This window comes from Streptomyces sp. NPDC045695, assembly GCF_056432025.1.
The window spans coordinates 39,555-64,013 of sequence record NZ_JBWKJU010000018.1 but is presented as its reverse complement, the minus strand read 5'-3'; the positions used below and the strand labels follow the sequence as shown (position 1 = coordinate 64,013).

At 73.1% G+C, this 24,459-nt stretch carries 19 protein-coding genes; 13 read left to right on the top strand and 6 right to left on the bottom strand.

Annotated elements, in window-relative coordinates; genetic code table 11:
• Positions 1–3: 3 nt before the first annotated feature.
• Positions 4–2,991, bottom strand: coding sequence for a bifunctional [glutamine synthetase] adenylyltransferase/[glutamine synthetase]-adenylyl-L-tyrosine phosphorylase (locus tag AC07DU_RS26155; RefSeq protein ID WP_479113943.1), 2,988 nt, complete (start codon positions 2,989–2,991; stop codon positions 4–6).
• Positions 2,992–3,178: 187 nt separating this feature from the next.
• Between AC07DU_RS26155 and AC07DU_RS26150 the strand changes: the two genes are divergently transcribed.
• Positions 3,179–5,935, top strand: coding sequence for a PIG-L family deacetylase (locus AC07DU_RS26150; protein WP_479113941.1), 2,757 nt, complete (start codon positions 3,179–3,181; stop codon positions 5,933–5,935).
• Positions 5,936–6,072: 137 nt separating this feature from the next.
• Positions 6,073–8,130 carry a PIG-L family deacetylase gene (locus tag AC07DU_RS26145; protein ID WP_479113939.1) on the top strand — a complete coding sequence of 686 codons (2,058 nt, stop codon included), beginning with the start codon at positions 6,073–6,075 and terminating at the stop codon, positions 8,128–8,130.
• A gap of 152 nt (positions 8,131–8,282) precedes the next feature.
• Here AC07DU_RS26145 and AC07DU_RS26140 read toward each other — a convergent pair whose 3' ends face one another.
• Positions 8,283–8,537 carry a hypothetical protein gene (locus AC07DU_RS26140; protein ID WP_479034388.1) on the bottom strand — a complete coding sequence of 85 codons (255 nt, stop codon included), beginning with the start codon at positions 8,535–8,537 and terminating at the stop codon, positions 8,283–8,285.
• Between the two features lie 224 nt (positions 8,538–8,761).
• A complete protein-coding gene (locus AC07DU_RS26135) occupies positions 8,762–10,123 on the bottom strand; it encodes a glutamine synthetase family protein (protein WP_360897930.1) in 1,362 nt (453 codons plus the stop codon).
• A gap of 175 nt (positions 10,124–10,298) precedes the next feature.
• On the opposite strand from AC07DU_RS26135, the gene AC07DU_RS26130 reads away from it, so the two are divergent.
• From AC07DU_RS26130 to AC07DU_RS26115, 4 genes are all read left to right on the top strand, one after another.
• Complete coding sequence (locus tag AC07DU_RS26130; protein ID WP_479113937.1) at positions 10,299–10,814, top strand: hypothetical protein; 516 nt, start codon at positions 10,299–10,301, stop codon at positions 10,812–10,814.
• Positions 10,815–10,941: 127 nt separating this feature from the next.
• Positions 10,942–11,574 (top strand): DUF3105 domain-containing protein, encoded by a 633-nt coding sequence (locus AC07DU_RS26125; protein WP_479114010.1) that lies wholly within the window; start codon positions 10,942–10,944, stop codon positions 11,572–11,574.
• Positions 11,571–12,275 (top strand): DUF305 domain-containing protein, encoded by a 705-nt coding sequence (locus tag AC07DU_RS26120; RefSeq protein WP_360897924.1) that lies wholly within the window; start codon positions 11,571–11,573, stop codon positions 12,273–12,275. The genes AC07DU_RS26125 and AC07DU_RS26120 overlap by 4 nt, the downstream gene beginning before the upstream one ends.
• A 177-nt stretch (positions 12,276–12,452) precedes the next feature.
• Entirely contained in the window at positions 12,453–12,872 is a 420-nt protein-coding gene (locus tag AC07DU_RS26115; RefSeq protein ID WP_360897922.1) for a CBS domain-containing protein, read from the top strand.
• Here the strand turns inward: AC07DU_RS26115 and AC07DU_RS26110 are convergent.
• Both AC07DU_RS26110 and AC07DU_RS26105 read right to left on the bottom strand, forming a co-directional pair.
• Complete coding sequence (locus AC07DU_RS26110) at positions 12,857–13,726, bottom strand: alpha/beta fold hydrolase (RefSeq protein WP_479113935.1); 870 nt, start codon at positions 13,724–13,726, stop codon at positions 12,857–12,859. The genes AC07DU_RS26115 and AC07DU_RS26110 overlap by 16 nt on opposite strands.
• The gene (locus AC07DU_RS26105; protein ID WP_479113933.1) at positions 13,723–14,544 is read right to left on the bottom strand and encodes a DUF998 domain-containing protein; all 822 of its coding nucleotides are present in this window, start codon (positions 14,542–14,544) and stop codon (positions 13,723–13,725) included. The genes AC07DU_RS26110 and AC07DU_RS26105 overlap by 4 nt, the downstream gene beginning before the upstream one ends.
• 72 nt (positions 14,545–14,616) lie before the next feature.
• Between AC07DU_RS26105 and AC07DU_RS26100 the strand changes: the two genes are divergently transcribed.
• The 4 genes from AC07DU_RS26100 (at position 14,617) to AC07DU_RS26085 (ending at position 20,185) form a co-directional block, all read left to right on the top strand.
• Positions 14,617–15,108: a hypothetical protein gene (locus AC07DU_RS26100; protein ID WP_479113931.1), complete on the top strand. Its 492-nt coding sequence runs from the start codon at positions 14,617–14,619 to the stop codon at positions 15,106–15,108.
• A 144-nt stretch (positions 15,109–15,252) separates the two neighbouring features.
• On the top strand, positions 15,253–16,887 hold the full coding sequence (locus AC07DU_RS26095) for a multicopper oxidase family protein (RefSeq protein WP_479113929.1): 1,635 nt from the start codon (positions 15,253–15,255) through the stop codon (positions 16,885–16,887).
• 160 nt (positions 16,888–17,047) lie between these two features.
• Positions 17,048–18,367, top strand: coding sequence for a DUF4352 domain-containing protein (locus AC07DU_RS26090; RefSeq protein ID WP_479113927.1), 1,320 nt, complete (start codon positions 17,048–17,050; stop codon positions 18,365–18,367).
• Between the two features lie 63 nt (positions 18,368–18,430).
• Positions 18,431–20,185, top strand: coding sequence for an NAD+ synthase (locus AC07DU_RS26085; protein ID WP_479034412.1), 1,755 nt, complete (start codon positions 18,431–18,433; stop codon positions 20,183–20,185).
• Between the two features lie 34 nt (positions 20,186–20,219).
• Here AC07DU_RS26085 and AC07DU_RS26080 read toward each other — a convergent pair whose 3' ends face one another.
• Positions 20,220–21,248 (bottom strand): endonuclease/exonuclease/phosphatase family protein, encoded by a 1,029-nt coding sequence (locus tag AC07DU_RS26080; RefSeq protein WP_479034415.1) that lies wholly within the window; start codon positions 21,246–21,248, stop codon positions 20,220–20,222.
• A 287-nt stretch (positions 21,249–21,535) separates the two neighbouring features.
• Here AC07DU_RS26080 and panB point away from each other — a divergent pair, with 287 nt between their 5' ends.
• From panB to AC07DU_RS26065, 3 genes are all read left to right on the top strand, one after another.
• The gene (gene panB, locus AC07DU_RS26075) at positions 21,536–22,414 is read left to right on the top strand and encodes a 3-methyl-2-oxobutanoate hydroxymethyltransferase (RefSeq protein ID WP_360897906.1); all 879 of its coding nucleotides are present in this window, start codon (positions 21,536–21,538) and stop codon (positions 22,412–22,414) included.
• A gap of 168 nt (positions 22,415–22,582) precedes the next feature.
• Positions 22,583–23,605: an ATP-binding cassette domain-containing protein gene (locus AC07DU_RS26070; RefSeq protein WP_479034418.1), complete on the top strand. Its 1,023-nt coding sequence runs from the start codon at positions 22,583–22,585 to the stop codon at positions 23,603–23,605.
• The gene (locus AC07DU_RS26065; RefSeq protein ID WP_479034421.1) at positions 23,602–24,453 is read left to right on the top strand and encodes an ABC transporter permease; all 852 of its coding nucleotides are present in this window, start codon (positions 23,602–23,604) and stop codon (positions 24,451–24,453) included. The genes AC07DU_RS26070 and AC07DU_RS26065 overlap by 4 nt, the downstream gene beginning before the upstream one ends.
• The last annotated feature ends 6 nt before the right edge of the window (positions 24,454–24,459 follow it).

Below are 24,459 nucleotides of genomic sequence, written 5' to 3'. Positions count from 1 at the left end.
TGGCTACGCGCCGTAGAAACGCTCCTCCACCACCGCCCGGGCACGGCGGGTGATGCGGCGGTAGTCGTCCAGCATCTCGCCGACCGTGCCCTCCGCGTAGCCGAGGTAGCGGCCCACCGCCGCGAGCTCGCGGGCCTCGGGCGGGAAGGTGTCGCCGGCGCGGCCGCGGACCAGCATGACCGCGTTGCGGACGCGGGTCGCCAGTACCCATGCCTCGTCCAGGATCTGGGCCTCTTCGGTCGGGATCAGCCCGGCCGCGTGGGCGGCGGCCAGGGCCTGACGGGTACGCGTGGTGCGCAGGCCCGGCTCCGACCAGGCGTGCTGCATCTGCATCAGCTGGACGGTCCACTCGACGTCGCTGAGGCCGCCGCGGCCGAGTTTGGTGTGCAGGGTCGGGTCGGCCCCGCGCGGCAGCCGCTCCGACTCCATGCGGGCCTTGAGCCGGCGGATCTCCCGTACGGCGTCCTCCCCGAGGCCCTCCGCCGGGTAGCGCAGCGGGTCGATCAGCTCGATGAAGCGCCCGCCGAGCTCCATGTCGCCCGCGACGGGCTCGGCGCGCAGCAGGGCCTGGCTCTCCCAGGTCAGGGACCAGCGCCGGTAGTACGCGGCGTAGGAGCCGAGGGTGCGGGCCAGGGGCCCGGAGCGGCCTTCGGGCCGCAGGTCGGCGTCGATGAGCAGCGGCGGGTCGGTGCTGGGCAGCTGGAGCAGCCGGCGCATCTCGGCGATGACGGTCTGGGCGGCCTTGGCGGCCTCCTGTTCGCCGACGCCCTCGCGGGGTTCGTGGACGAACAGGACGTCGGCGTCGGAGCCGTAGCCCAGCTCGTGGCCCCCGAAGCGCCCGACGCCGATGACGGCGAAGCGGGTGGGCAGGGTGTCGCCGAAGTGGCTGTGGACGGCGGCGCGCAGGGCGCCTGCGAGGGTGGCCGCGGTGAGGTCGGAGACGGCGCCGCCGACCCGGTCGACCAGGGCTCCGTGGTCCTCCTCGGCCGGGCTGTCCTCCGTACCGTACGAGCCGATGATGTCGGCGGCGGTGGTACGGAACAGCTCGCGGCGCCGCACCCCGCGGGCGGCGGCGACGGCGGCTTCGGGGTTCTCGGCGCGGCCGACGGCGGCGAGGACCTCCTGTTCGAGGGCCTCGTGCGCACGGGGCTGCAGGCCCTCGGGGTCACCGAGCAGGGCGACGGCTTCGGGCGCGCGCAGCAGCAGGTCGGGGGCGAGGCGTCCGGCGGACAGGACGCGGGCGAGGTTCTCGGCGGCGGCGCCCTCGTCGCGCAGCAGGCGCAGGTACCAGGGGGTCTTGCCCAGGGCGTCGGACACCTTGCGGAAGTTGAGGAGCCCGGCGTCCGGGTCGGCGGAGTCCGCGAACCAGCCGAGGAGTACCGGCAGCAGGGTGCGCTGGATGGCGGCCTTGCGGGTGACGCCGGAGGCGAGCGCTTCGAGGTGGCGCAGGGCGCCGGCCGGATCGGCGTATCCGAGGGCTTCGAGGCGCTGGCCTGCGGCGCGCGGGGAGAGCCGGGTCTCGCCGGGGGCCAGCTGGGCGACGGCGTCGAGCAGCGGCCGGTAGAAGAGCTTCTCGTGGAGGCGGCGGACCACGGAGGCGTGCCGGCGCCACGCCTTGTTGAGCTCGGCGACCGGTTCGGTGCGCAGGCCCATGGAACGGCCCAGGCGCCGCAGGTCGTTCTCGTCCTCGGGAACGAGGTGGGTGCGGCGCAGCCGGTAGAGCTGGATGCGGTGCTCCATGGCGCGCAGGAAGCGGTACGCGTCGTGCAGCTGGGCGGCGTCGGCGCGGCCGACGTAGCCGCCGGCGGCGAGGGCCTGGAGGGCGTCGAGGGTGGTGCGGGAGTGCAGGGTGGCGTCGCTGCGGCCGTGCACGAGCTGGAGCAGCTGGACGGCGAACTCGACGTCGCGCAGGCCGCCCGGGCCGAGTTTGAGCTCGCGGTCGACCTGGGCGGCGGGGATGTTGTCGACGACGCGGCGGCGCATCTTCTGGACGTCGGCGACGAAGTTCTCGCGCTCGGCGGCCTGCCAGACCAGGGGCGTTATGGCCTCGACGTACTGCGCGCCGAGGTCGCGGTCGCCGGCGACGGCGCGAGCCTTGAGGAGGGCCTGGAACTCCCAGGTCTTGGCCCAGCGCTGGTAGTAGGCCAGGTGGGAGGCGAGGGTCCGCACGAGGGGGCCGTTGCGGCCCTCGGGGCGGAGATTGGCGTCGACGGGCCAGATGGTGCCCTCGACCGTGGTCTCGGAGCAGATCCGCATGAGGTGGGAGGCCAGGCGGGTGGCGGCCTGCAGACCCTTGGCCTCGTCGGTGCCGGGGGCGGCCTCGCCGACGAAGATGACGTCGACGTCGGACACGTAGTTCAGCTCGTTGCCCCCGCACTTGCCCATCGCGATGACGGCGAGGCGGCACCGGGCGGCGTCCTCGGGGGCGGCGGCGGAGGCGATCCGCAGGGCCGCGCGGAGGGTGGCGGTGGCGAGGTCGGCGAGCTCGGCGGCGGTCTCGACGACGTCGATGGTGCCGCAGACGTCGCGTGCGGCGATGGAGAGCAGGCAGCGGCGGTAGGCGACGCGTAGGGCGACGGGCTCGTGGGCGTCCGCGAGCCCGCGCTCGAACTCGGGGAGGCCGGGGTGCAGATCGGCGGCCTCGTACGTGACGAGGGACTGCCAGTCGCGGGGGTGGCGGGCGAGGTGGTCGCCCAGGGCCTCGGAGGCACCGAGCACGCCGAGCAGCCGGTCGCGCAGCGGCTTGGCGCTGACGAGGGTGTCGAGGAGCCCGGGCAGCTCGTGCGGCGGCTGCGCCTCGGCGAGCCGGACGAGCCCGAGGAGGGCGAGGTCGGGGTCGGCGGTCGCCCCGAGGGCGTCCAGCAGCACCGGATCGGCGCGTACGGCGGCCAGCGCGGGGGCGTCCAGCAGCCGGGCGGCGGCGGAGGGGTCGGTGAAGCCGCTGCGCAGCAGCCTGCTGAAGGTGCTGCTCCTGCGTCCTGGGACTGTCATCCCGCACCTCCCGCGGTCGTCGCTTGCCACTGCCCTGGCGTGCCTGAACTGAGCTTACGGGCTGGCCGGGGCCGAGCAGTTGTCCTGTCCACAGGCACGTACCATGACGTGGATTATCGGATTATCCGAATACTTATCGCGTGATGGGGCCCGCTCCCCGCCCACCGGCCACGAGGAGCCCACCCCCATGTCCGACGGACACCCCCACTCCGGCCCCGCCCGGCAGGCACCGGGGGGCTGGACCGCCGAGACCGGGGGCTGGACCGACCGGGCCGACCAGGCCGGGAGCTGGACGGACCAGACCGGGGCCTGGGCGGCCGACCAGACCGGGGCCTGGGCGGCGCAGGGCCCGTACCCGCAGGGCCCGTCGGCCCCGCACGACCCCTCGCCCGAACCCGCCCCGGGCCACCACCCCTTGCAGCACGATCACACCGCTCCCCGGTCCGACCCCGCGGCCGGAGCCTGGCCGTCCGCCCACGCTGAAGCCTGGGCCGCGCAGGGGCTGTACCCGCAAGGGCCGTACCCGCCGCGGCCGTTCACCCCAGCCGATTCCGACGGGGCGTCAGCCGACCCCGTCCGGCAGGCTGCTGAAGCCCCGCCGTCCACCCCGGCCGAGGCCCGGGTCCCGTACGACCCGTCGCCCCCATACGACCCGTCGGCCGACCGGGACCGGGCCCCCGAGCCCCAACTCCCCACCGGCGGACGCAAGGCCGCGCGGCTCGCCCGCGAGGCCGAGCGCAGCGGCGGCGGCCGGCGCGGGCGCCGCCGGGCCGACGGCAACCGCAAGGGCAACGGCAGCGGCAGGGCCGGCGCCCCCCACCAGCCCGAACCCCACCAGCCAAAACCCGACCCGCGCGCCCGTCTGCGCCGGGCCGGACTCGTCAAAGCCGTGGCGTTCTGCGCGGCCGTGGTCGCCGCCAGCATGCTCATGCTCCGGGGGAGCGAAGCCCTCGGCCGCCTCGGCGTTCCCGCCGCCCCCGACAGCAAGGCCGGCGCCCCCGCGGCCCCCGCCGACGCACCCGACCCGGGCCGGGTGCTCCAGATCGTCGCGCACCCCGATGACGATCTCTACTTCATGAATCCGGACCTGCGCTACTCCATATCCACCGGCCACCCGGTGACCTCGGTCTACCTCACCTCCGGCGAAGCCGACGGCATCAACGCCGGCGCCGCCAAGGAGACCACCACCGCGCCCAACAAGCCCGCCTACGCCGAGGCCCGCCAGAACGGCATCCGCGCCGCCTACGCCAAAATGGCCACCGGCGACCGCAGCAGCCCCTGGAAGCGCACCGCCGTCCCGACGAAGGGCGGCGGCCAGGCCGAGGTCGACGTCCTCCTCGCCAAGCCCCAGGTCAGCCTCGTCTGGCTACAGCTCCGCGAGGCGGGCAACGTCTACGCCGACGTCCCCGACAGCCTGCACGGGCTGTGGGACGGCAAGGTCCCCCGCCTGGAGGCGATGCTCTCCTCGGGGACCCCGGTCAAGCAGAAGTACGCGTACACGAAGGACCAGGTCGTCCAGACCCTGGTCGGCGTCCTGGAGCAGTACAAGCCGACGACCGTCCGCTCCCAGGACCCGACCCCCGGCCGGTTCGCCGACACCAAGCGGTACACCGACCACCAGGACCACTTCTACGGCGCCCGCTTCGTTCAGATGGCCACCGCCGCCTACGCGAAGGACGTCCAGGACCGCCCGCACTTCGCCCTCCAGAACTACCTCGGTTACTTCAACGGCTACCTCCCCAGCGCCCTGGACCCGGACGAGGCCAAGGAGAAGCTCGACATCCTGGACACCTACGCCTGGCTGGACCGGCAGAACCACTGCGGCAGCGACGCCGGCTGCGGGGACCTCAAGGTGGCCGACCACCCGGCGGGCAACCGCTGGTCGGACGCCATCAACTACGCCCGCGGCAACAGCACCTCGTGGCTCACCTCCGACCAGGAACACGGCCTGTGGGCCTTCAAGGTGCTCGACGGCCAGGTCGCCGTCTGGCACCGGCGGGGTCTGGTCGGTCCGTGGCGGGGGCCGGACCTGCTGCCCGGCACCGGCATGGACCCTGGCGTGTCCACCGTCACCCTGAAGGACGGCCGGATAGCCGCCTTCGGCACCCGCACCTCCTTCGGAGCGAGGCCGGCCGACTACAAGCGCGAGGTCGTCCACGCCGTCCAGAAGGGCCCGGGGGCGGCGGAGTTCGGGGAGTGGCAGTCGCTCGGCACCCCGGAGACCACGGACGAGACATGGACCTCCGACATCAGCGCGCCGGCCGTCTCCGTCGACGGCGCCGGGCAACTGGCGGCGTACGTGCGCGACGGCGCGGGCTCCCTGCGCGGCCGGGTGCAACAGGCGGACGGGGGCTGGGGGCCGTGGGAGAAGTACGGCGGCGCCGACCTGCACGGCGCCCCGGCCACCGCGACCGACGGCGCCGGGCGGCGCATGGTGTTCTGCGCGACGTCCAAGACGGTGCTGGGCTGGGCGCAGCCGAAGCCGGGCGCCCCGCTCGGCCCGGTCACGGCCACCGGGCTGCCGGACACCACGCTCCCGCTGACCGCGCAGGGGCGCGAGGGCGGGGTGCGGCTGTGGTTCCGCAAGCCCGGCTCGGGCAATGTCCGTACCGCCCTGGTGACGGGCGACGACGGCCTGAAGGTGAACAACCTGACCGACCTGGGCGGGCTCAGCGGCTTCGGCTCGGTGACGGCGAGCGGGCACGTACTGGCGGGCCGCGCGGCGGGCGGGCAGCTGGGTTCGGAGGTCGGGTCGGGCCGGCCGTGGGAGAGGTCGCCGCTGATGTTCGTCGGCGCCCCGTCCTCCACGATGACCGGCAGGAACATGGTCAGCCTGGCCGTGGTGGGGCTCGACGCCCGCCTGTACGTGACGTCTTCGGCGGACGCCCCGGACGCGCACCTGGCGCCGTGGCAGCCGGTGGGCCCGCGCAACGGGGCTCCGTAGCGGTCGGTTGAGGCGATCGGCCCGGGCGGGAAGAAGCAGGAGTCATCGGCGAAAGCGGTGAACCAAGTCCCGCGATTTCGCCTCTCTCTGACTGCTCAGCGGTTTTCCCCGCCCGGAACGAACCAAGGCGTGACCCGATGCCCGTGACCCGCCGCCGCTTCGCGGCTCTGCTCACCGTGCTGACAGCCGGCGCCACCGGCGTGCTCTCCGTGGCCTCCGGCCAGCAGACCTCGGCCGAGGCCACTCAGGAGAACCCGTCGGTCGTCCTTCCCGCGAGCGTCACCGCCGGGACGGTCGTCCAGGTCGTCGCGCACCCCGACGACGACCTCTTCTTCATGAACCCGGACCTCAGCCGCTCCCTGCTGTCCGGTACCCAGGTCACCACCGCGTACCTCACCTCCGGCGAGTCCGACGGCCGCAACGAGGCCCGCGGCGGCGCGGCCCAGGACCCCGAACAGCCCGCCGACCGCACCCACTACGCGGAGGCCCGCCAGAACGGCATCCGCTCCGCCTACGCCCAGATGGCCACCGGGGACCGCACCAGCGCGTGGAAGCGCACGGTCATATCCACCGCGGGCGGCGGCCGGGCCGAGCTCGATGTGCTCATAGCGAAACCGCAGGTCAAACTGGTGTGGCTGATGCTGCGCGAGGCCCGCAGCACCGCCGGGGACACCCCCGAGAGCCTGCGCGGCCTGTGGAACGGCCGCATACCCGCGCTGGAGTCCCAGCTGACCTCCGGCACCCCGGTCAAGCAGCCGTTCACGTACACGAAGGACCAGCTGATACAGGCGATAGCCGGGGTCCTGGAGCGGTACCGGCCGACGACGATACGGATGCAGGACCCGACGCCGGGCCGGTACGGGGAGAACGGCCGCTACACCGATCACCAGGACCACATGTACGGCGCGCGCTTCGTCCAGGCCGCCACCGCCACCTACGCCGGCCAGGTCCGGGACCGGCCGCGGTTCTCGGTCCAGAGCTACCTCGGCTACCACAACAGCACCCTCCCGCACGCGCTGGACCCGCAGACGGCCGAGACCAAGACCGGCTTCCTGCGGACCTACGCCTGGCAGGACCACCAGGACTACTGCGGCTCCCCCTCCGGCTGCGGCGACCGCAAGGTGGCGGGCAACCCGACCGGGCGCAACTGGGCCCAGTCGCTGCGCTACACCCGCGCCGACCACACCGCCTGGCTGACGGAGGGAACCCCGGGCCGCCTCTGGGCGTTCGCCACGCTCGACGGCCAGGGCGCGTACTGGACCAGGGCCCCCGGCGGCGCCTGGGCGGGCCCGACCCTCCTGCCGGGCACGGGCATCGACCCGGGGGCGAGCACCGTCCGCCTCCCGGACGGCCGCGTCGCCGTCCTGGCCACCCGTACGGCTTTCGGCCCCGCCCCCACCGACTACCGGCGCGAGGTCGTGTACGCCGTCCAGTCCGTGCCCGACGGCCCCTTCGGGCCGTGGCAGTCACTGGGCACCCCCGAGACGTCCGACGAGGACGGCACCTCCGCGATCAGCGCACCTGCGGCGGCCGTGGACGCGGACGGCCGCCTCACGGTCTACCTCCGCGACTCCCGCCGCACCCTGCGCGCCACCACCCAGCAGCCGGACGGCGGCTTCTCCCCGTGGCAGCGCCTGGGCGGCGAGGACCTGCAGAGCGACCCGGTGACGGCGGTCGACGCCGCCGGACGGCGCCACGTCTACGCCACGACCACCGAGTCGATCCTGGCCTGGATCCAGCCCGGCCCCGGCGCCCCGCTGGCGGGACCGGCCCCGACGGGCCTGCCCGCCACGACGGTCCCGCTCTCGGCGTCCCCGGACGGCGCGGGCGTGCGCCTCTACTTCCGCCGCCCGGACTCGGGCGTCGTCCGCACGGCCCTGGTCACGGCGGGCTCCGCCGCCAAGCCCCAGGTCTCCAGCATCGCGGAGGCGGGCGGCCGGGCCGGCTACGGCGCGGTGGGCGCCGCGGGCCGCGTGGTGGCGGGCCGCGCGGACAGCGGCACCATCAGCACCACGGGCCTCGGCGGCCCGCCCGCGTGGACGGAATCCCGCATGCTCTTCGCGGGCGCCCCGGCGGCCGTCCTCGAACCCAGCGGCACCACCACCACGGCGGTCCTGGGCCTGGACGCCGAACTCCACACCTCCACCGCCCCGGCCACCCGCACCCGCCCCACCTGGCACCGCGCGGTCCACTGACGCACCGCTGCTGGCCTCAGCCTTGCAGCGGCGGCGGGTGCGGCGATGTTTCGTGCCGGCCGGGGCCGCGGGTGTGGCGGCCCGGGGCCAGGCACGCCGCGGGGGCGGAGCGACGTCGCCGTCGGTCCGCCCCCGCGGCGCGGGCCGCCGGATCAGGCACCCTGGTGGTGGCCCTGCGCCCACTCCAGCTCGCCGTCCGTGAGGCAGCTGGAGGTGTAGATCGGGCCCGTGAACCCCGGGCGGCTGGCGGGCACCGCGGCGAGCGAGGAGCAGGTCGACGTGAAGCCCGCGCGACCGCCGGAGAAGTAGTCGGTGTCGACCCCGTCATTGGCCAGAGCCGCGCCGGCCCCGCCCAGCAGGATGCCGGCGGCCAGGACGGACGCGGTGACAGCAGAACGAATACGCATGACTCCCCTAAGGATCTGTGGAACGACGACGCGCAGCTGGTCGATGTGCACGTCGGCCGGTCCAACGCCTGGAAGCACCCAGGGGAACGACAGTTCACTCCAATGCCCGCGGCAGAATCGTTTCGACAACGCGCGCCCCCGTGTGCGCCCCCTGGGCCGGGGGCCGGAACGGCTCCGGGCCGGCGGTCATCGACCACCGGCCCGGAGTATCGGACGCTCTGCCCCTACAGGACGGGGAGGTTCTTGCGGAGTTCGAAGGCCGTGACCTCGCTGCGGTACTCCTCCCACTCCTGCTTCTTGTTGCGCAGGAAGAAGTCGAAGACGTGCTCGCCGAGGGTTTCGGCGACCAGTTCGCTGCGTTCCATCAGGGCGATCGCCTCGCCGAGGTTCTGCGGGAGGGGTTCGATGCCCATCGCGCGGCGTTCGGCGTCCGAGAGGGCCCAGACGTCGTCGTCGGCGCCCGCCGGGAGTTCATAGCCCTCCTCGATGCCCTTGAGGCCCGCCGCCAGGAGGACGGCGTAGGTGAGATAGGGGTTGGCGCCCGAGTCGATCGAGCGGACCTCCACGCGGGAGGAGCCCGTCTTGCCCGGCTTGTACATCGGGACGCGGATCAGGGCCGAGCGGTTGTTGTGGCCCCAGCAGATGTACGAGGGGGCCTCGCCGCCCGCGCCGGCGCTGCGGGAGGAGCCGCCCCAGATGCGCTTGTAGGAGTTGACCCACTGGTTGGTGACCGCCGCGGTCTCCGCCGCGTGCCGCAGGAGGCCCGCGATGAACGAGCGGCCGACCTTGGAGAGCTGGTATTCGGCGCCCGACTCGTAGAAGGCGTTGCGGTCGCCCTCGAAGAGGGAGAGGTGGGTGTGCATGCCCGAGCCGGGGTACTCGGAGAAGGGCTTCGGCATGAAGGTGGCCTGGACGCCCTGTTCCAGGGCGACCTGCTTCATCACCAGGCGGAAGGTCATGATGTTGTCGGCCGTGGAGAGCGCGTCGGCGTAGCGCAGGTCGATCTCCTGCTGGCCGGGGGCGCCCTCGTGGTGGCTGAACTCGACCGAGATGCCCATCGATTCGAGCATGGTGATCGCCTGGCGGCGGAAGTCCATGCCGACGTTCTGCGGGGTGTGGTCGAAGTAGCCCGAGTTGTCGGCGGGGGTGGGCCGGGTGCCGTCGAGCGGCTTGTCCTTCAGCAGGAAGAACTCGATCTCCGGGTGGGTGTAGAAGGTGAAGCCCAGGTCGGAGGTCTTGGCGAGGATGCGCTTGAGGACGTAGCGCGGGTCCGCGAAGGACGGGGAGCCGTCCGGCATCAGGATGTCGCAGAACATCCGGGCGGTCCCGGGGGCCTCGGCGCGCCAGGGCAGTATCTGGAAGGTGCTCGGGTCCGGCCTGGCGATCATGTCGGACTCGTAGACCCGCGCGAAGCCCTCGATGGCGGAGCCGTCGAAGCCGATGCCCTCGTCGAAGGCCTGCTCCAGCTCCGCTGGGGCGACCGCGACGGACTTGAGGAAGCCCAGCACGTCGGTGAACCACAGGCGCACGAAGCGGATGTCGCGCTCCTCAAGCGTCCGGAGGACGAATTCCTGCTGCTTGTCCATGCCTTCATCCTCGCAGTTCAGACGGCCTGTGCACCACCGCCGCGGGGCGCCCGGCGCACAGCTGGGGGCGGACCAGTATCGCCAGCGGTGGTTTCCGCCACATTACGCACCCCGCAAAGGTCGTGACACCCCCGCTCTGACCTCGGTCCCGTCATGAGCATTACCATCTGCGCCCATGGGGGGCCGGCAGTACACGCAGCGGTACGCGCAGCAGGGGCGTCGCGGGCAGCAGGGGCGTCGTGGACGTCTCGCGCTCCGCTGTGCCCTGCTGGTGCCCGTCCTCGAGGTACTGATCGGCGTGCTGTTCCTCTGTGCCCGCCCGGCCGGCGAGCCGCACGCCGCCCCGCAGGCCGGCGCCACCACCACCGCACAGTCCGGCGCCACCACCACCGCACAGGCCGGCGCCACCACCACCGCACAGGCCGGCGCCACCACCACCGCACAGGCCGGCGCCGGAGCCCCGGACCGCCGCGCGGCCCGCGCCGTCTGCGCGTCCCCGTACGACCTGCCCGGCTGCTCGTCCCTGGAGCACGTGACCCCGGGCGTGCTGCCCACGCCGCCGCCCGCCGTCACCGTGGCCGGCGGCGACCCGCCGCCCGTCGCGCGGGCCGCCGGGGCCGGACGGGTCCGGCCGCCCGAGCGTGCGGCCCGCGCCCCGGATCTGCATGCCCTCCAGGTGCTACGGACCTGACGGGTCCGGTTTGGTTTCGCGTTCCGTCCACCCCCCTCAGCAGAAGGAACCAGGGCACATGGCCAGCAAGTCCGGCAGGACCCCCCAGCACACCGACCCGCACTCCCGCCAGGCGCGCATAGCCGAGATGCGCCGCGCCGACCAGGTGCGGGAGCGGCGCAACAAGGCCATCGCGATCACGGTCGCGTCGTCCGTCGTCGTCGGGCTCGTCGGTTTCGGCGCGTGGGTGCTGATCGACCAGAAGCAGACCGAGCAGCGCAAGAAGGACGCCGCGGTGAAGCTCTTCAAGGAGCAGCAGGAGCTCCGGAAGAAGCCCGTGGAGGGCGAGCAGCTGTGGGACGCGACGAAGTTCGGCCGCAATCACGTCGAGACGCCGGTGAAGTACGAGATGAACCCGCCGGTCGGCGGTGACCACCACCCCCGCTGGATGAACTGCAACGGCGACGTCTACACGAACCCGGTGCCCGAGGTGAACGCCGTGCACTCGCTGGAGCACGGGGCGGTGTGGGTGACGTACAACGAGAAGGCGCCCAAGGCCGACCTCGACAAGCTCTCCGCGCGGGTGGAGAAGACCCCGTACTCGCTGATGAGCCCGGTCAAGGAGCAGATCGGGTCGATCATGCTCAGCGCGTGGGGCAAGCAGCTGACCGTGGACAGCGCCGACGATCCCCGGGTGGCGCAGTTCTTCACCAAGTACGTGCAGGGTGAGCAGACCCCCGAGCCGGGTGCGGCCTGCACGAGCGGGGTGGCCGGCAAGTGAGCCGCCCGCTCCCCCGCGCCACCGTCCCGCGTACGTACTGGATCGCCGGCGCGGCCGTCCTGCTGGCCCTGCTGTTCGCGGCGGCGGCCACCGTGTCCGCCGCCAACGGCACTGGCAACGACAGCGGCAGCGGTAACGGCAGCGCCGCGGCCCGGACGCCCGGGCTCCACTCCCCCGACGCGGGCTTCGCCCGCGACATGGCAGTGCATCACCAGCAGGCGGTGGAGATGTCCTTCATCGTGCGGGACCGCACCCAGGACGAGGCCGTCCGCACCCTCGCCTACGACATCGCCAACACCCAGGCCAACCAGCGGGGCATGCTGCTCGGCTGGCTGGACCTGTGGGGGCTGCCGAAGGTCGTGGCCGACGAGCCGCCCATGTCCTGGATGGGGGCCTCGGGCGGCCACGGCGGGCACGCGGGCCACGGCGCGGCCAAGCCCGGCGCGCTGATGCCCGGGATGGCCACCAAGGAGGAGCTGGCCCGGCTGGGCGCGGTCGAGGGCCGGGACGCGGAGGTGCTCTTCCTCCAGCTGATGACCGACCACCACCAGGGCGGCGTCGCGATGGCCGAGGGCTGCGCGCGGCAGTGCGAGACCCCGGTCGAGCGGGCGCTGGCTCAGGGCATGGTCGACGCCCAGCGCTCGGAGCTCACCCTGATGGCGGACATGCTCAAGCAGCGCGGGGCCGCGCCGCGCGGGTGACGGGACACGCTCGTACGGTGGTGGGAGGCGCCCTCTCACCCGTACGGGCGTGTACTCCCCCTGGGGGTCGCGTACGCCGGACGGCCCGGCGGCCCTATGACCAGGCCGCATGACCAGGAGGGCGCCGAGGCGGGCCCGCCCGGGCCCGCCGCACACGGCGCTCAGGAGGTTGACGCGATGACCACCGCCGGAGAGATCATGCACGAGGGGGCCCAGTGGATCCCCGCCACGGAGACCCTGGACCGGGCCGCAGAGCTCATGAGCCGGCTCAATGTGGGCGCGCTGCCCATCAGTGACGCCGACGAGCGGCTGTGCGGCATCCTGACCGACCGCGACATCGTCGTGGGCTGCGTGGCCAAGGGCCACGATCCGTCGAAGACCACCGCCGGTGACATGGCCCAGGGCACCCCGCGCTGGATCGACGCGGGCGCGGACGTCTCCGAAGTGCTGGAGGAGATGGAGAGCCACCAGATCAAGCGACTCCCCGTGATCAAGGACAAGAAGCTGGTCGGCATGATCAGCGAGGCCGACCTGGCCCAGCACCTGTCGGAGGACCAGCTGGCCGGCTTCGTCGAGAAGGTCTACGCCAGGCGCTGACCCGGTTCCCGCGCTGCGAGGACCGCCCGGGCCACCTGGTCCGGGCGGTCCAGCATGACCAGGTGTCCGGCGGGCTCGGCCACCTCGAAGCGGGCGCCGAGCCGTGCGGCGAGTTCCGCCTGGCGGGCCGGCCAGCGCAGCGCGCACCGGCCGCGGGAGCCGTCGTGGGCGGCGAGGACGGTGGCGGGTGCGGCCAGTGGGTGCGCGGCGCGCAGTGCGAGCAGCTCGGCCGCCATGTCCGGGTAGCGGGCGTTCTCCAGCAGGGCGCCGCGCCAGACGCGGCCCGTGCGGTAGCAGCGTCGTACGAGGTCACGCGCGGCCGGGTCGGAGCCGCCGGCGCGCGAGGCCCGTACGGCCGCCCGTCGCACCGGTGGCCCCAGCGCGGCCGGCAGGCCCGCGGCGGTCACGGCCCGGCCGAGCGCCCGGGCGGCTGCGGTGCGCGGCCCTGCGGGCAGCAGGGCCCGGGGGGTCTCCTCCACGCTGGAGTCGAGCAGCACCAGGGCGGCGGTGCGCTGCGGGTACAGGCGGGCGAAGGCCTCGGCGTGGAACCCGGCGATCGAGTGCCCCACGACGGTGACGGGGCCGGTGAGGCCCAGCGCGTCCTGGAGGCCTGCGATCCGGCGGGCCTCCCCGACGGTGGTCGGCGGCACGGTGGCCGGACCGCTGAGGCCGTGTCCGGGCCGGTCGAAGCGGACGACGGTACGGCCCCGGGCGACGAGCAGCGCGGCGACCGGGTCCCAGTCGAACCAGGCCAGGGCCAGCCCGGCGCTGAGCACGCACACGGGGCCCCGGCCCTCGACGAGGACGTGCAGCGCGGTCCCGTCCACGCGCACGAACCGGCCGGTGCGGGTCACCTGCGGTGCTCCTTGTGGGCGCGCGGCCGGCGTTCCTCGTGGGCGCGCGGCCGGCGTTCCTCGTGGGCGCGCGGTCGGCGTTCCTCGTGGACGGGCGGTCGGCGTGCGTCGTGGACGCGTGTGCGGCGTTCCTTGTGGACCGAATACGCGAGCAGGCCAAGCCAGAGCGCCACGAACAGCACCTGGAGCCGCTGTCCGGCCCCCAGGGCCCAGGTCCCGCGCCCGGCGGTGAACAGCGCGATGGCGGACAGCGTCCAGACCGTGGCGAGCAGTTCGAGGACGACGAGCGCGGGACCGTAGCGGGCGAGCGGGGCGAACCAGCCGTAGCGGCGCGCGGCCACGGTCAGGGCCACCACCCCGGTCAGGGCTCCGGTCATGGCGAGGCTGCTGCTGATGGCGTGCGCCTGATGGGTGGCGGGGACGAGCCCGGCGGTCTCCCGCGCGGCGCACACGGGGTCCGCGGTCGGCGTGCAGCTCAGCGGCAGCCAGGCGTCGGCGGCGGTGGCCGCGCCGAAGAGGGTGACCCCGGCCCAGCCGACGACCGCCCAGGGGCGGCGGGACGCGGCCTGCCTCAGCAGCCCCAGCAGGGCCGGCAGGCCCCCGGCGAAGGCGAGCAGGCCGGCGGTGAAGTCGGTGGCCCGGAACAGGCCGCCGAGCGGCTGGTCCTGGGCGGCGAGCTCGCTGACGTACGTCTCGATGGGGTTGAGGCCCGTGGAGAGGACGACTTCGAGTACCCACGCCGTGTAGGCGGCGCCGGCGAGGCCGATGAGGACGGCGACCGGCCAGGCGGTCCGCAGAGAGAGACCATGGCGGGACATAGTGTGACTGATCCTAGGCAGATCCAGGGTCGGTCCTATGATCGGATACCCACCCCGGGTAGGGTTCCGCGCATGACGCGCAGTGGCGAGCGAGCAGGCCCGGGGGCCCGGCTGCTGCTGCTCGCCGCGCTGTTGCTGGGCATCGTCACCATGCACTCCCTGGGCCATCCGGCTGACTCCCATGCCGTGGAGGACGCGCCCGCGGGCCGCTCCGTTGCCTCGGCCGGTCACGCCCGGGGGGCGGAACGGGTGCACGCGCAGGGGCAGGCCCAGGGGCACGCGCAGGACCCGATACCGGTGGCCGGGGCGCCCCTGCCCGCCGCCGCCGTCGGCATCAGCAACGCCACCGGCACCGGCACCGGCACCGGCACCGGCATGGACCCCCTGTCCGTGTGCCTCGCCGTACTCACCGGGCTCGTCCTGCTGTACCTCGGCGCCGGACCGGCCGGCTCCCGCGACACCGCGCCGCTCGGGGGCGCGGCCCGCATACCCGGCCGGTCCGGTGGCCCGGGCCCGTCGTCACCACGCGAACTCCTCACCCGGCTGGCGGTTCTGCGGGTATAGGCCGCCTCGCCGCCGCCCCCCTCCCTCCCCCATGCCCCCGCGCCCGCAGGCCCGCACGTCCGCGCGCCTTCCTGTGCGCACGGCCGTGGGGCGGCCCCGGATCGCGCCCTTGAACCCGTACCACCACACGCACGAGGTGCCCCCATGCGCTCTCTTCCCACCCGTCCGACGACCCGCCGCGCCGTCCTCGGCGCGTCCGCCGCCGTCCTCGGCTCCGGACTGCTCTCCGCCTGCTCCGGTTCCGGATCCTCTTCCGGCTCCCGTTCCGGTTCCTCCGGCGCGGACCACGGCTCCATGAACCACGGCGGTTCCCTCGCCGACGGCCCGGCGGGCTACGTCGACCCGGCCGGGCCCGAGGTCAAGGCCGCCGAGGCCGCCCGCAAGGCCACCGGACCGCTCACCGAGGTCAAGCTCACCGCCACCGCCACCCCGCTCGACCTCGGCGGCGGGCACACCGTCCGCTCCTGGGCGTACGGGGACAAGCTGCCGGGCCAGGAGGTACGGGCCACCGCGGGCGGCACCCTCGCCCTCACCCTGGCCAACAACCTCCCGCAGGCCACCTCCCTGCACTGGCACGGCATCGCGCTGCGCAACGACATGGACGGGGTCCCCGCGCTGACGCAGCGGGACATCGCCCCGGGCGGATCCTTCGCGTACAAGTTCGCCGTCACGCACCCGGGCACGTACTGGTTCCACCCGCACACCGGGGTCCAGCAGGACCGCGGCCTCTACGCCCCGCTCATCGTCGAGGACCCGAAGGAGCCGCTCTCCTACGACAAGGAGTGGGTCGTGGTCCTCGACGACTGGATCGACGGAGTGGACGGAGCCACGCCCGACGCCGTCCTCGCCGAGCTCCGCCAGGGCATGACCGCGGCGGGCGGCGGGCACGCCCACGGCCGGGCGCCCGCACCCGCCGGCACCCGTGGGGCCGGAGCCGGCGGCGGGCGCTCCCACGTGATGATGGGCGGCAACAGCGAACTCCTCGGCGGGGACGCGGGGGACGTCGTCTACCCGCACTACCTGATCAACGGCCGGGTGGCGGACGACCCGTCGGTCTTCACCGCCCGCCCCGGCGACCGGATCCGACTGCGCATCATCAACGCCGGCGGGGACACCGCCTTCCGGATCGCCCTCGGCGGCCACGAACTGACGGTCACCCACACCGACGGGTTTCCGGTGGAGCAGGCGAAGGCGAGCTCGCTGCTGCTGGGCATGGGCGAGCGGTACGACGTCCTGGTCACCGCGCAGGACGGGGTGTTCCCGCTCACCGCGCTGGCCGAGGGCAAGGGCCGGTCGGCGCTCGCCGTGCTGCGCACCGGGTCGGGGACGGCGCCCACCGCCGCGACCCGGCCGGCCGAGCTGGACGTGCGGCCGCTGATGGCGGACGCGCTCAAGGCGGCGGGGCCGGCCGTACTGGCGCCGCGCGAGCCGGACCGTACGGTGCGGATCCGGCTCACCGGCACCATGGCCAGGTACAACTGGGCCTTCGACGGCAAGCCGTACACACCGGACCAGCGGCACCCCGTGAAGGCGGGCGAGCGGGTCCGGCTGGAGTTCAGCAACCAGTCGGCGATGTGGCACCCGGTACACCTGCACGGGCACACCTTCGCGCTGGGCGGCGGAGCGGGCGGGGCCCGCAAGGACACCGCGATCCTCCTGCCGGGCAAGAGGCTGACCGCGGACTTCGACGCGGACAACCCCGGGCTGTGGATGATGCACTGCCACAACGTCTACCACTCGGAGTCCGGGATGATGGCGGTCCTCGGCTACCAGCTCTGACGGGCGCCTGACGGGCTCTTGGCGAGCGCCGGGCCCGTCCGTGCGGTTCCGGTTCCGGCCGGGGACCGGAACCGCACGGGAATTCGGACGGGGGCGGGCCGTCGGCATGGCACTCTTGCGGTGATCAGAGCTGCTGCGACAAAAGGACGACCCCGCCGGTATGAGTACTCCGCCGAACCCGCCCAGCACCCCCGCCGGTCCGCCGACGGAGCCTGCGGGCACGCCCGTTCCCGAGACGGCCTCCATACCGGAGCCCACGCCCGAGCCCATCTCCCCCGAGCCGGCGCCGGAACCGACGCGCGCGCCCGCGCTGTCGCTGGAGAAGACCCCGGCGACCCCGGCCACGGCCCCGGAACCGGCCCCCGCCCCGGACCCGGCGTCGGAAGAGGCAACCGTCCCGCTGCAGCCCGCCCCGAGCGCCCCCGAAGCGGTGGAGCCCACCGAACCGGCGACCGTCCCGCTGCACTCGGCCCTGGCGGCCCCCGCGGACCCGCCCGCCCCGTCCCCCGCCACCGTCGCGACGCCGTTCGCCCCGCCCACCCCGGCCGCCCCCGCCGCCCCGGCCCCGCCCGCAGGCGGCTACGGCGTCCCGGGCGCGCACGGCGCTCCCGGTGCCCCCGGCAACGTCTGGGCCCAGCCCGGCCACGGTCACGGCTATGGCTCGGGTCCGTACCCCGGGTACCCGCAGGGTGGTCCGGCGGCCACCAACGGCCTGGCCATCGCCGCCCTCATCGTCGGCGGCTTCGGCATCGTCTTCGGCTTCATCCCCTTCCTCTTCTGGGCGGGCGCCCTGACCGCCGTGGTCGGCATCGGCCTGGGCATCGGCGCCCTCGTCCGCGCCTCCAAGGGCGGGCCGCACAAGCCGCTGGCCATCCTCGGCACCGTCCTCGGCGTGCTCGGCCTCGGTGCCTCCGCCGTCGGCTTCTTCCTCACCGTCGGCGTCGTCGACCGCATCGACCGGAAGATCGAGGAGGAGCAGATGGAGCTGGGCCCGTACCCCAGCGGCGACCCGTGGCCGTCGGCCACCCCGTACCCGTATCCGTCGAAGCCCTCGTACCCCTCGAAGTCCCCGTCGCCCTCCCAGGTCCCGGGCATGACCAGCGCGCTGGCGTTCGGCGAGACGTTCACGTACCCCAGCGGCGTCAAGGTCAGCATCAGCGTGCCGAAGAAGTACGTGACGAAGAGCGAGTACCTGAAGGTGGGCAACGCGGTCCAGATGACCGTCACCATCACCAACGACTCCGACAAGACCCTGAACGTCATCTACGCGATGCCCAACGTCCGCGACGACAACGGCATGACCGGCAAGATCGTCTTCGACGGCGACCTGCCGAAGATGATCAGGGGCGACATCCTGCCGGGCGCGTCCGCGAGCGGCGTCGTCGCCTACGAGGTCCCCGAGGGCACGACGAAGATCAGTGCGGACATCAGTCCGGCCACCCTGCTCGCCCCCGCCAAGTTCGGCGGCCCGATCGGCTGACGCGGCCCGTGAGAGAGCCGGGGCCCAGGACATCGCGTCAGAAAGACGATTAGACTGGGCCCCGTGCCTCAACTACGCCTCGCTCTGAATCAGATCGACTCGCACGTCGGCGACATCGCGGCCAACTGCGACTCGGTCGTCCACTGGACCCGGCACGCCGCCGAGCAGGGCGCCCACCTCGTGGCGTTCCCGGAGATGGTGCTGACCGGCTACCCCGTCGAGGACCTCGCCCTGCGCGAGTCCTTCGTCGAGGCCTCCCGCACCGCGCTGCGCGAGCTCGCCCAGCGGCTGGCGGCCGAGGGGCTCGGCGAGTTGCCGGTCGTCGTCGGCTACCTCGACCGCACCGAGAAGGCCACGCCCCGGCTCGGCCGCCCGGCCGGCTCGCCCGAGAACGCGGCCGCCGTGCTGCACCGCGGGCAGGTCGTCCTGCGCTTCGCCAAGCACCACCTCCCCAACTACGGCGTGTTCGACGAGTTCCGGTACTTCGTACCGGGCAACACCCAGCCGGTGATCCGGGTCCACGGCGTCGACGTGGCCCTGGCCATCTGCGAGGACCTCTGGCAGGAGGGCGGCCGGGTCCCGGCCACGCGTTCCGCCGGGGCCGGGCTGCTGGTCTCGATCAACGCCTCCCCGTACGAGCGCAACAAGGACGACCTGCGCCTGGAGCTGGTCCGCAAGCGGGCCCAGGAGGCCGGCTGCACGCTCGCCTACCTGGCGATGATCGGCGGCCAGGACGAGCTGGTCTTCGACGGGGACTCGATCGTTGTCGACTCCGCCGGCGAAGTCATCGCCCGCGCACCGCAGTTCTCCGAGGGCTGCGTCCTGGTCGACCTCGACCTGCCCGCGGCGCGCGCCGACGCGCCCGAGGGCGTGGTGGACGACGGGCTGCGGATCGACCGCGTGATCCTCTCCGAGGATCCGGTGGAGCCGTACGAGCCGGTCGTCCCCGGTGGGTACGCCGACCGGCTCGACGACGACGAGGAGGTCTACGACGCGCTGGTCGTGGGCCTGCGCGCGTACGTCAAGAAGAACGGGTTCCGCTCCGTCCTGATCGGGCTCTCCGGAGGCATCGACTCGGCGCTCGTCGCCGCCATCGCCTGCGACGCAATCGGCGCGCAGAACGTGTACGGCGTCTCGATGCCCTCGAAGTACTCCTCGGACCACTCCAGGGGCGACGCGGCCGATCTGGCCGAGCGGACCGGGCTGCACCTGCGGACCGTGCCCATCGAGCCGATGTTCGACGCGTACATGGGATCGCTCGGCCTCACCGGCCTGGCCGAGGAGAACCTCCAGTCCCGGCTGCGCGGCACCATGCTGATGGCGGTGTCCAACCAGGAGGGCCACCTGGTGCTGGCCCCGGGCAACAAGTCGGAGCTGGCCGTCGGCTACTCCACCCTGTACGGCGACTCGGTGGGCGCGTACGGCCCGATCAAGGACGTGTACAAGACGGACGTGTTCCGGCTGGCCCACTACCGCAACCGGGCCGCCGTCGAGCGCGGCGAGACCCCGCCGATCCCGGAGAACTCGATCGTGAAGCCGCCGAGCGCCGAGCTGCGCCCGGGGCAGGTGGACACGGACTCGCTGCCGGACTACCCGGTCCTCGACGCGATCCTCGCGCTGTACGTGGACCGGGACCAGGGCATGGAGGCGATCGTCGCGGCCGGTTTCGACCGGGAGCTGGTCGCCAGGACGCTGCGGATGGTGGACACGGCGGAGTACAAGCGCCGCCAGTACCCGCCGGGCACGAAGATCTCCGCGAAGGGCTTCGGCAAGGACCGCCGGCTGCCCATCACGAACGGCTGGCGCGAGCGGGCGTAGCCGCAGGGCAGCGGGCGTAGCCGCCCTGGCTGGTCTACGGCTTGACGGTGAGCCGGGCGGCGACCGGCAGGTGGTCGCTGCCCGTGCGCGGCAGGGTCCAGGAGGCCTCCGGGCGGATCCCGCGGACCAGGATCTGGTCGATCCTGGCCATCGGGAACCCGGCGGGCCAGCTGAAGCCGAAGCCGTCGCCCGCCGCGCCCTGGGTGGAGCGCATCTGCGAGGTGACCTCGGACAGCGCGCGGTCGTTCATGGTGCCGTTGAGGTCGCCGAGCAGGACGACCTTCTTCAGCGGTTCGGCGGCGAGCGCGGCGCCCAGCGCGTCGGCGCTGTCGTCGCGCTGGTTCGCGGTGAAGCCGGCGTTCAGCTTGACCCGGACCGAGGGGAGGTGGGCGACGAAGGCGGCGACCTTCCCCTGGGGGGTGTCGACGGTGGCGCGCATGGCGCGGGTCCAGCCCATCCTGATGTCGACGGGCGCGCTGGCGCTCAGCGGGTACTTGCTCCACAGGCCGACGGTGCCCTCGACCGAGTGGTACTTGTACGTGGCCGCGAGTGCCTTCTCGTAGACGGGGACGGCGCTGCCCTTGAGCTCGGTCAGGGCCAGGACGTCGGCGCCGGACCGGGCGACGGATTCGGCGGTGCCGCGCGGGTCGGGGTTGTCGGCGTCCACGTTGTGGGTGGCGACGACGAGGTTGCCGCCGGCGCCGGACTTGTCGGTGACCAGGCCGCCGAAGAGGTTCGCCCAGACCGCGGCCGTCAGCAGTACCGCGATGAGCGCGGTCGCGGACTTGCGGACCACGGCCCCGGCCAGCAGGGCCGGGACGGCCACGCCGAGCCAGGGCAGGAAGGTCTCGGTGAGGCTGCCGAGGTTGCCCACGTCGTTGGGAAGGTCGGCATGGAAGATCATGATCAGCGAGATCAGGGCGGCGATCCCCGCCAGCACCCATCCGCGGCGCCAGATTCCGGGGTCCTTGCGCAGGTCGGCCAGCCGGCGTCGGAAGCGGGACGCGGAGGGCTCGGGGTCCGAGCCGCCGTTCCCCGACTCCGTCATGTACGCCTGTGCCATGCCACTGCCCTCACTGCCGTGCTCGCGCTCCGTCCCCGCCCCTTGACCCTAGGCGATCGACGAAGCCTTACGTGCCGTACGTCACGACCGTCCTTCACGGTCGTACGTCCGGGAGGACGAACGGCCGTACGCCACGGGTTCCGCTTGTCACGAAACGCGCACATTGCATCGTGTGGCGGGGCGCGCGCTCCCCAGCACTTCCGCCTTCGGCCACGCGGATGCCACCATGGTGGGTGAGTCCGGGGACGCCGTGAGGGCGCCTCGAGATGACACAAGGAGCAGTTGCAATGACGCATGCCGTTTCGCCTGCCCGCGAACCCGCAGCAGCATCTCCGTCGGACCCCCGCACCCTGTACGGAGGCACCGGCACCCGGCGCATCACCGTCCGCGACCTGACCCTCGCCAAGGAACGCGGCGAGAAGTGGCCCATGCTCACCGCCTACGACGCGATGACCGCGTCCGTGTTCGACGAGGCCGGCATCCCGGTCATCCTCGTCGGCGACTCGATGGGCAACTGCCACCTCGGCTACGACTCCACCGTCCCGGTGACGATGGACCAGATGACCATGCTCTCGGCGGCCGTCGTGCGCGGCACGAGCCGTGCGCTGGTGATCGGCGACATGCCGTTCGGTTCGTACCAGGAAGGCGCCGTGCAGGCCCTGCGCAGCGCCACCCGTCTCGTGAAGGAGGCCGGGGTCGGAGCGGTGAAGCTGGAGGGCGGCGAGCGTTCGCTGGCCCAGACCGAGCTGATCGTGCAGGCCGGCATCCCCGTCATGTCCCACCTGGGCCTGACCCCGCAGTCGGTCAACGCCATGGGCTACCGGGTGCAGGGCCGGGGCGACGAGGCGGCGCACCGGCTGCTGCGCGACGCGAAGGCGGCGCAGGACGCGGGTGCCTTCGCCGTGGTGCTGGAGCTCGTGCCGGCCGAGCTGGCCGCCGAGGTCACCCGGTCCCTGCACATCCCGACGGTGGGGATCGGTGCGGGCGCGGAGTGCGACGCGCAGGTACTGGTGTGGACCGACATGATGGGCCTGACCGGCGGGAAGATGCCGAAGTTCGTCAAGCAGTACGCGAACCTCCGCGCGACCATGGGCGACGCGGCGAAGGCCTTCGCCGAGGACGTGGTCGGCGGAACGTTCCCGCAGGCGGAACACGCCTTCCACTGAGGCAACCGGGCCCCCTGGGCCCCGTAAGCCCCGGCAGCCCGTCGACTCCGCGTCGGCGGGCTGCCGGCGTTCGCCGCTCCTTCGCCGCTCCCTCGTCAGGTGGCTGTCAGCCGGTTGTCGGTCCGCTGTCGGTCCGCTGTCGGTGCTTTGTCGGTGGCGGGTGTTCCCATGGTGGACATGACGCGAAACGACAAGAACCCCAACGCCGTTGAAGTACGGGGGCTGGTCAAGCACTACGGCGAGACCAAGGCCCTCGACGGGGTCGACCTGGACGTCCGCGAGGGCACGGTCCTCGGGGTCCTCGGACCGAACGGGGCCGGCAAGACCACGCTGGTGCGCTGCCTCTCCACCCTGATCGTTCCCGACGCCGGGACCGCGACCGTCGCGGGCTACGACGTGGTCCGCCAGCCGCGGCAGCTGCGCCGCACCATAGGCCTGACCGGCCAGTACGCCTCGGTCGACGAGAAGCTCTCCGGCTGGGAGAACCTCTACATGATCGGGCGGCTGCTCGACCTCTCCCGCAAGGACTCCCGCCGCCGCGCGGACGAGATGCTGGAGCGGTTCTCCCTGACCGAGGCGGCCAAGAAGGCCGCGATGAACTACTCCGGCGGCATGCGGCGCCGGCTCGACCTCGCCGCCTCGCTGATCGGCAACCCGGCCGTGCTCTACCTGGACGAGCCGACCACCGGTCTCGACCCGCGCACCCGTAACGAGGTGTGGGACGAGGTCCAGCGGCTGGTCGCCGAGGGCGCCACCGTGCTGCTCACCACCCAGTACATGGAGGAGGCCGAGCAGCTCGCCAGCGAGCTGACGGTGATCGACCGCGGCAAGGTCATCGCCAACGGCAAGGTCGACGAGCTGAAGGCGCGCGTGGGCGGCCGCACCCTGCGGATCCGGCCGGTGGCCTCTGCCGACCTGCCGGGCATGGCCCGCGCACTGTCCGAGGCCGGACTGGACGGCGTGGCCGGCACCCAGGCCGTACCGGACGAGGGCGTGCTGCTGGTCCCGATCCTCAGCGACGAGCAGCTGACCGCCGTGGTCGGTCTGCTGGCCGCCCGCGGGTACGCGATCGCCGACCTCGGCACCTACCTGCCCAGCCTCGACGAGGTGTTCCTGTCCATCACCGGCCAGAAGCCCACCGCCGTCGAGGACTTCGTCCCCACCGAGAAGACCGAGGAGGTCGCGGCATGAGCACCGTAACCACGACGAAGCCCGCTCCCACCGCGCCCGGTCCGGCCCCGGTGGCCGCCGGCGGCGGCGAGGGCCGGATCGGCCTGCGGGCCAACCTGCGGCACATCGGCGCCCTGGTGCGCCGCAACGCCCTGCAGATCAAGCAGGACCCGGAGTCGATGTTCGACGTCCTGTTCATGCCGATCATCTTCACGCTGCTGTTCGTGTTCGTCTTCGGCGGTGCGATCTCCGGCAAGGGCAACCAGGACGCGTACGTCAACTACGTGATCCCCGGCCTCATGGCCATGATGGGCATGAACATCTCGATGGCGGTCGGCACCGGCGTCAACGACGACTTCAAGAAGGGCGTGATGGACCGCTTCCGGTCCATGCCCATCGCCCGGTCCTCCGTGCTCCTCGCCAAGATCGTCGTCGAGATCGGCCGGATGATGGTCGCCATCGCCATCCTGCTCACGGTGGGCTTCATCCTCGGTCTGTCGATCAAGGGGTCGGTGCTGGACCTGTTCCTGGCCATCGGTCTGTCCGCCGTCTTCGGCGCCTCGCTGATGTGGATCTTCATCCTGCTCGGTCTCACCCTGAAGACCGCGCAGGCCGTCCAGGGCATGGCGATGATCGTCCTGATGCCGCTCCAGTTCGGCAGCTCGATCTTCGCGCCGCCGACCACCATGCCGGCCTGGCTGCAGTCCTTCACGGACTACAACCCGCTGTCCAACCTGGCCGACGCGGCCCGCGCCCTGATCAACGGGACGCCGGTCGGGGACTCGGTGTGGATGACCCTGGCCTGGTCGGTCGCCATCACGGCGACCACCATGCCGCTCGCGGTGCGCAAGTTCCGCCAGAAGACCTGACCCGCG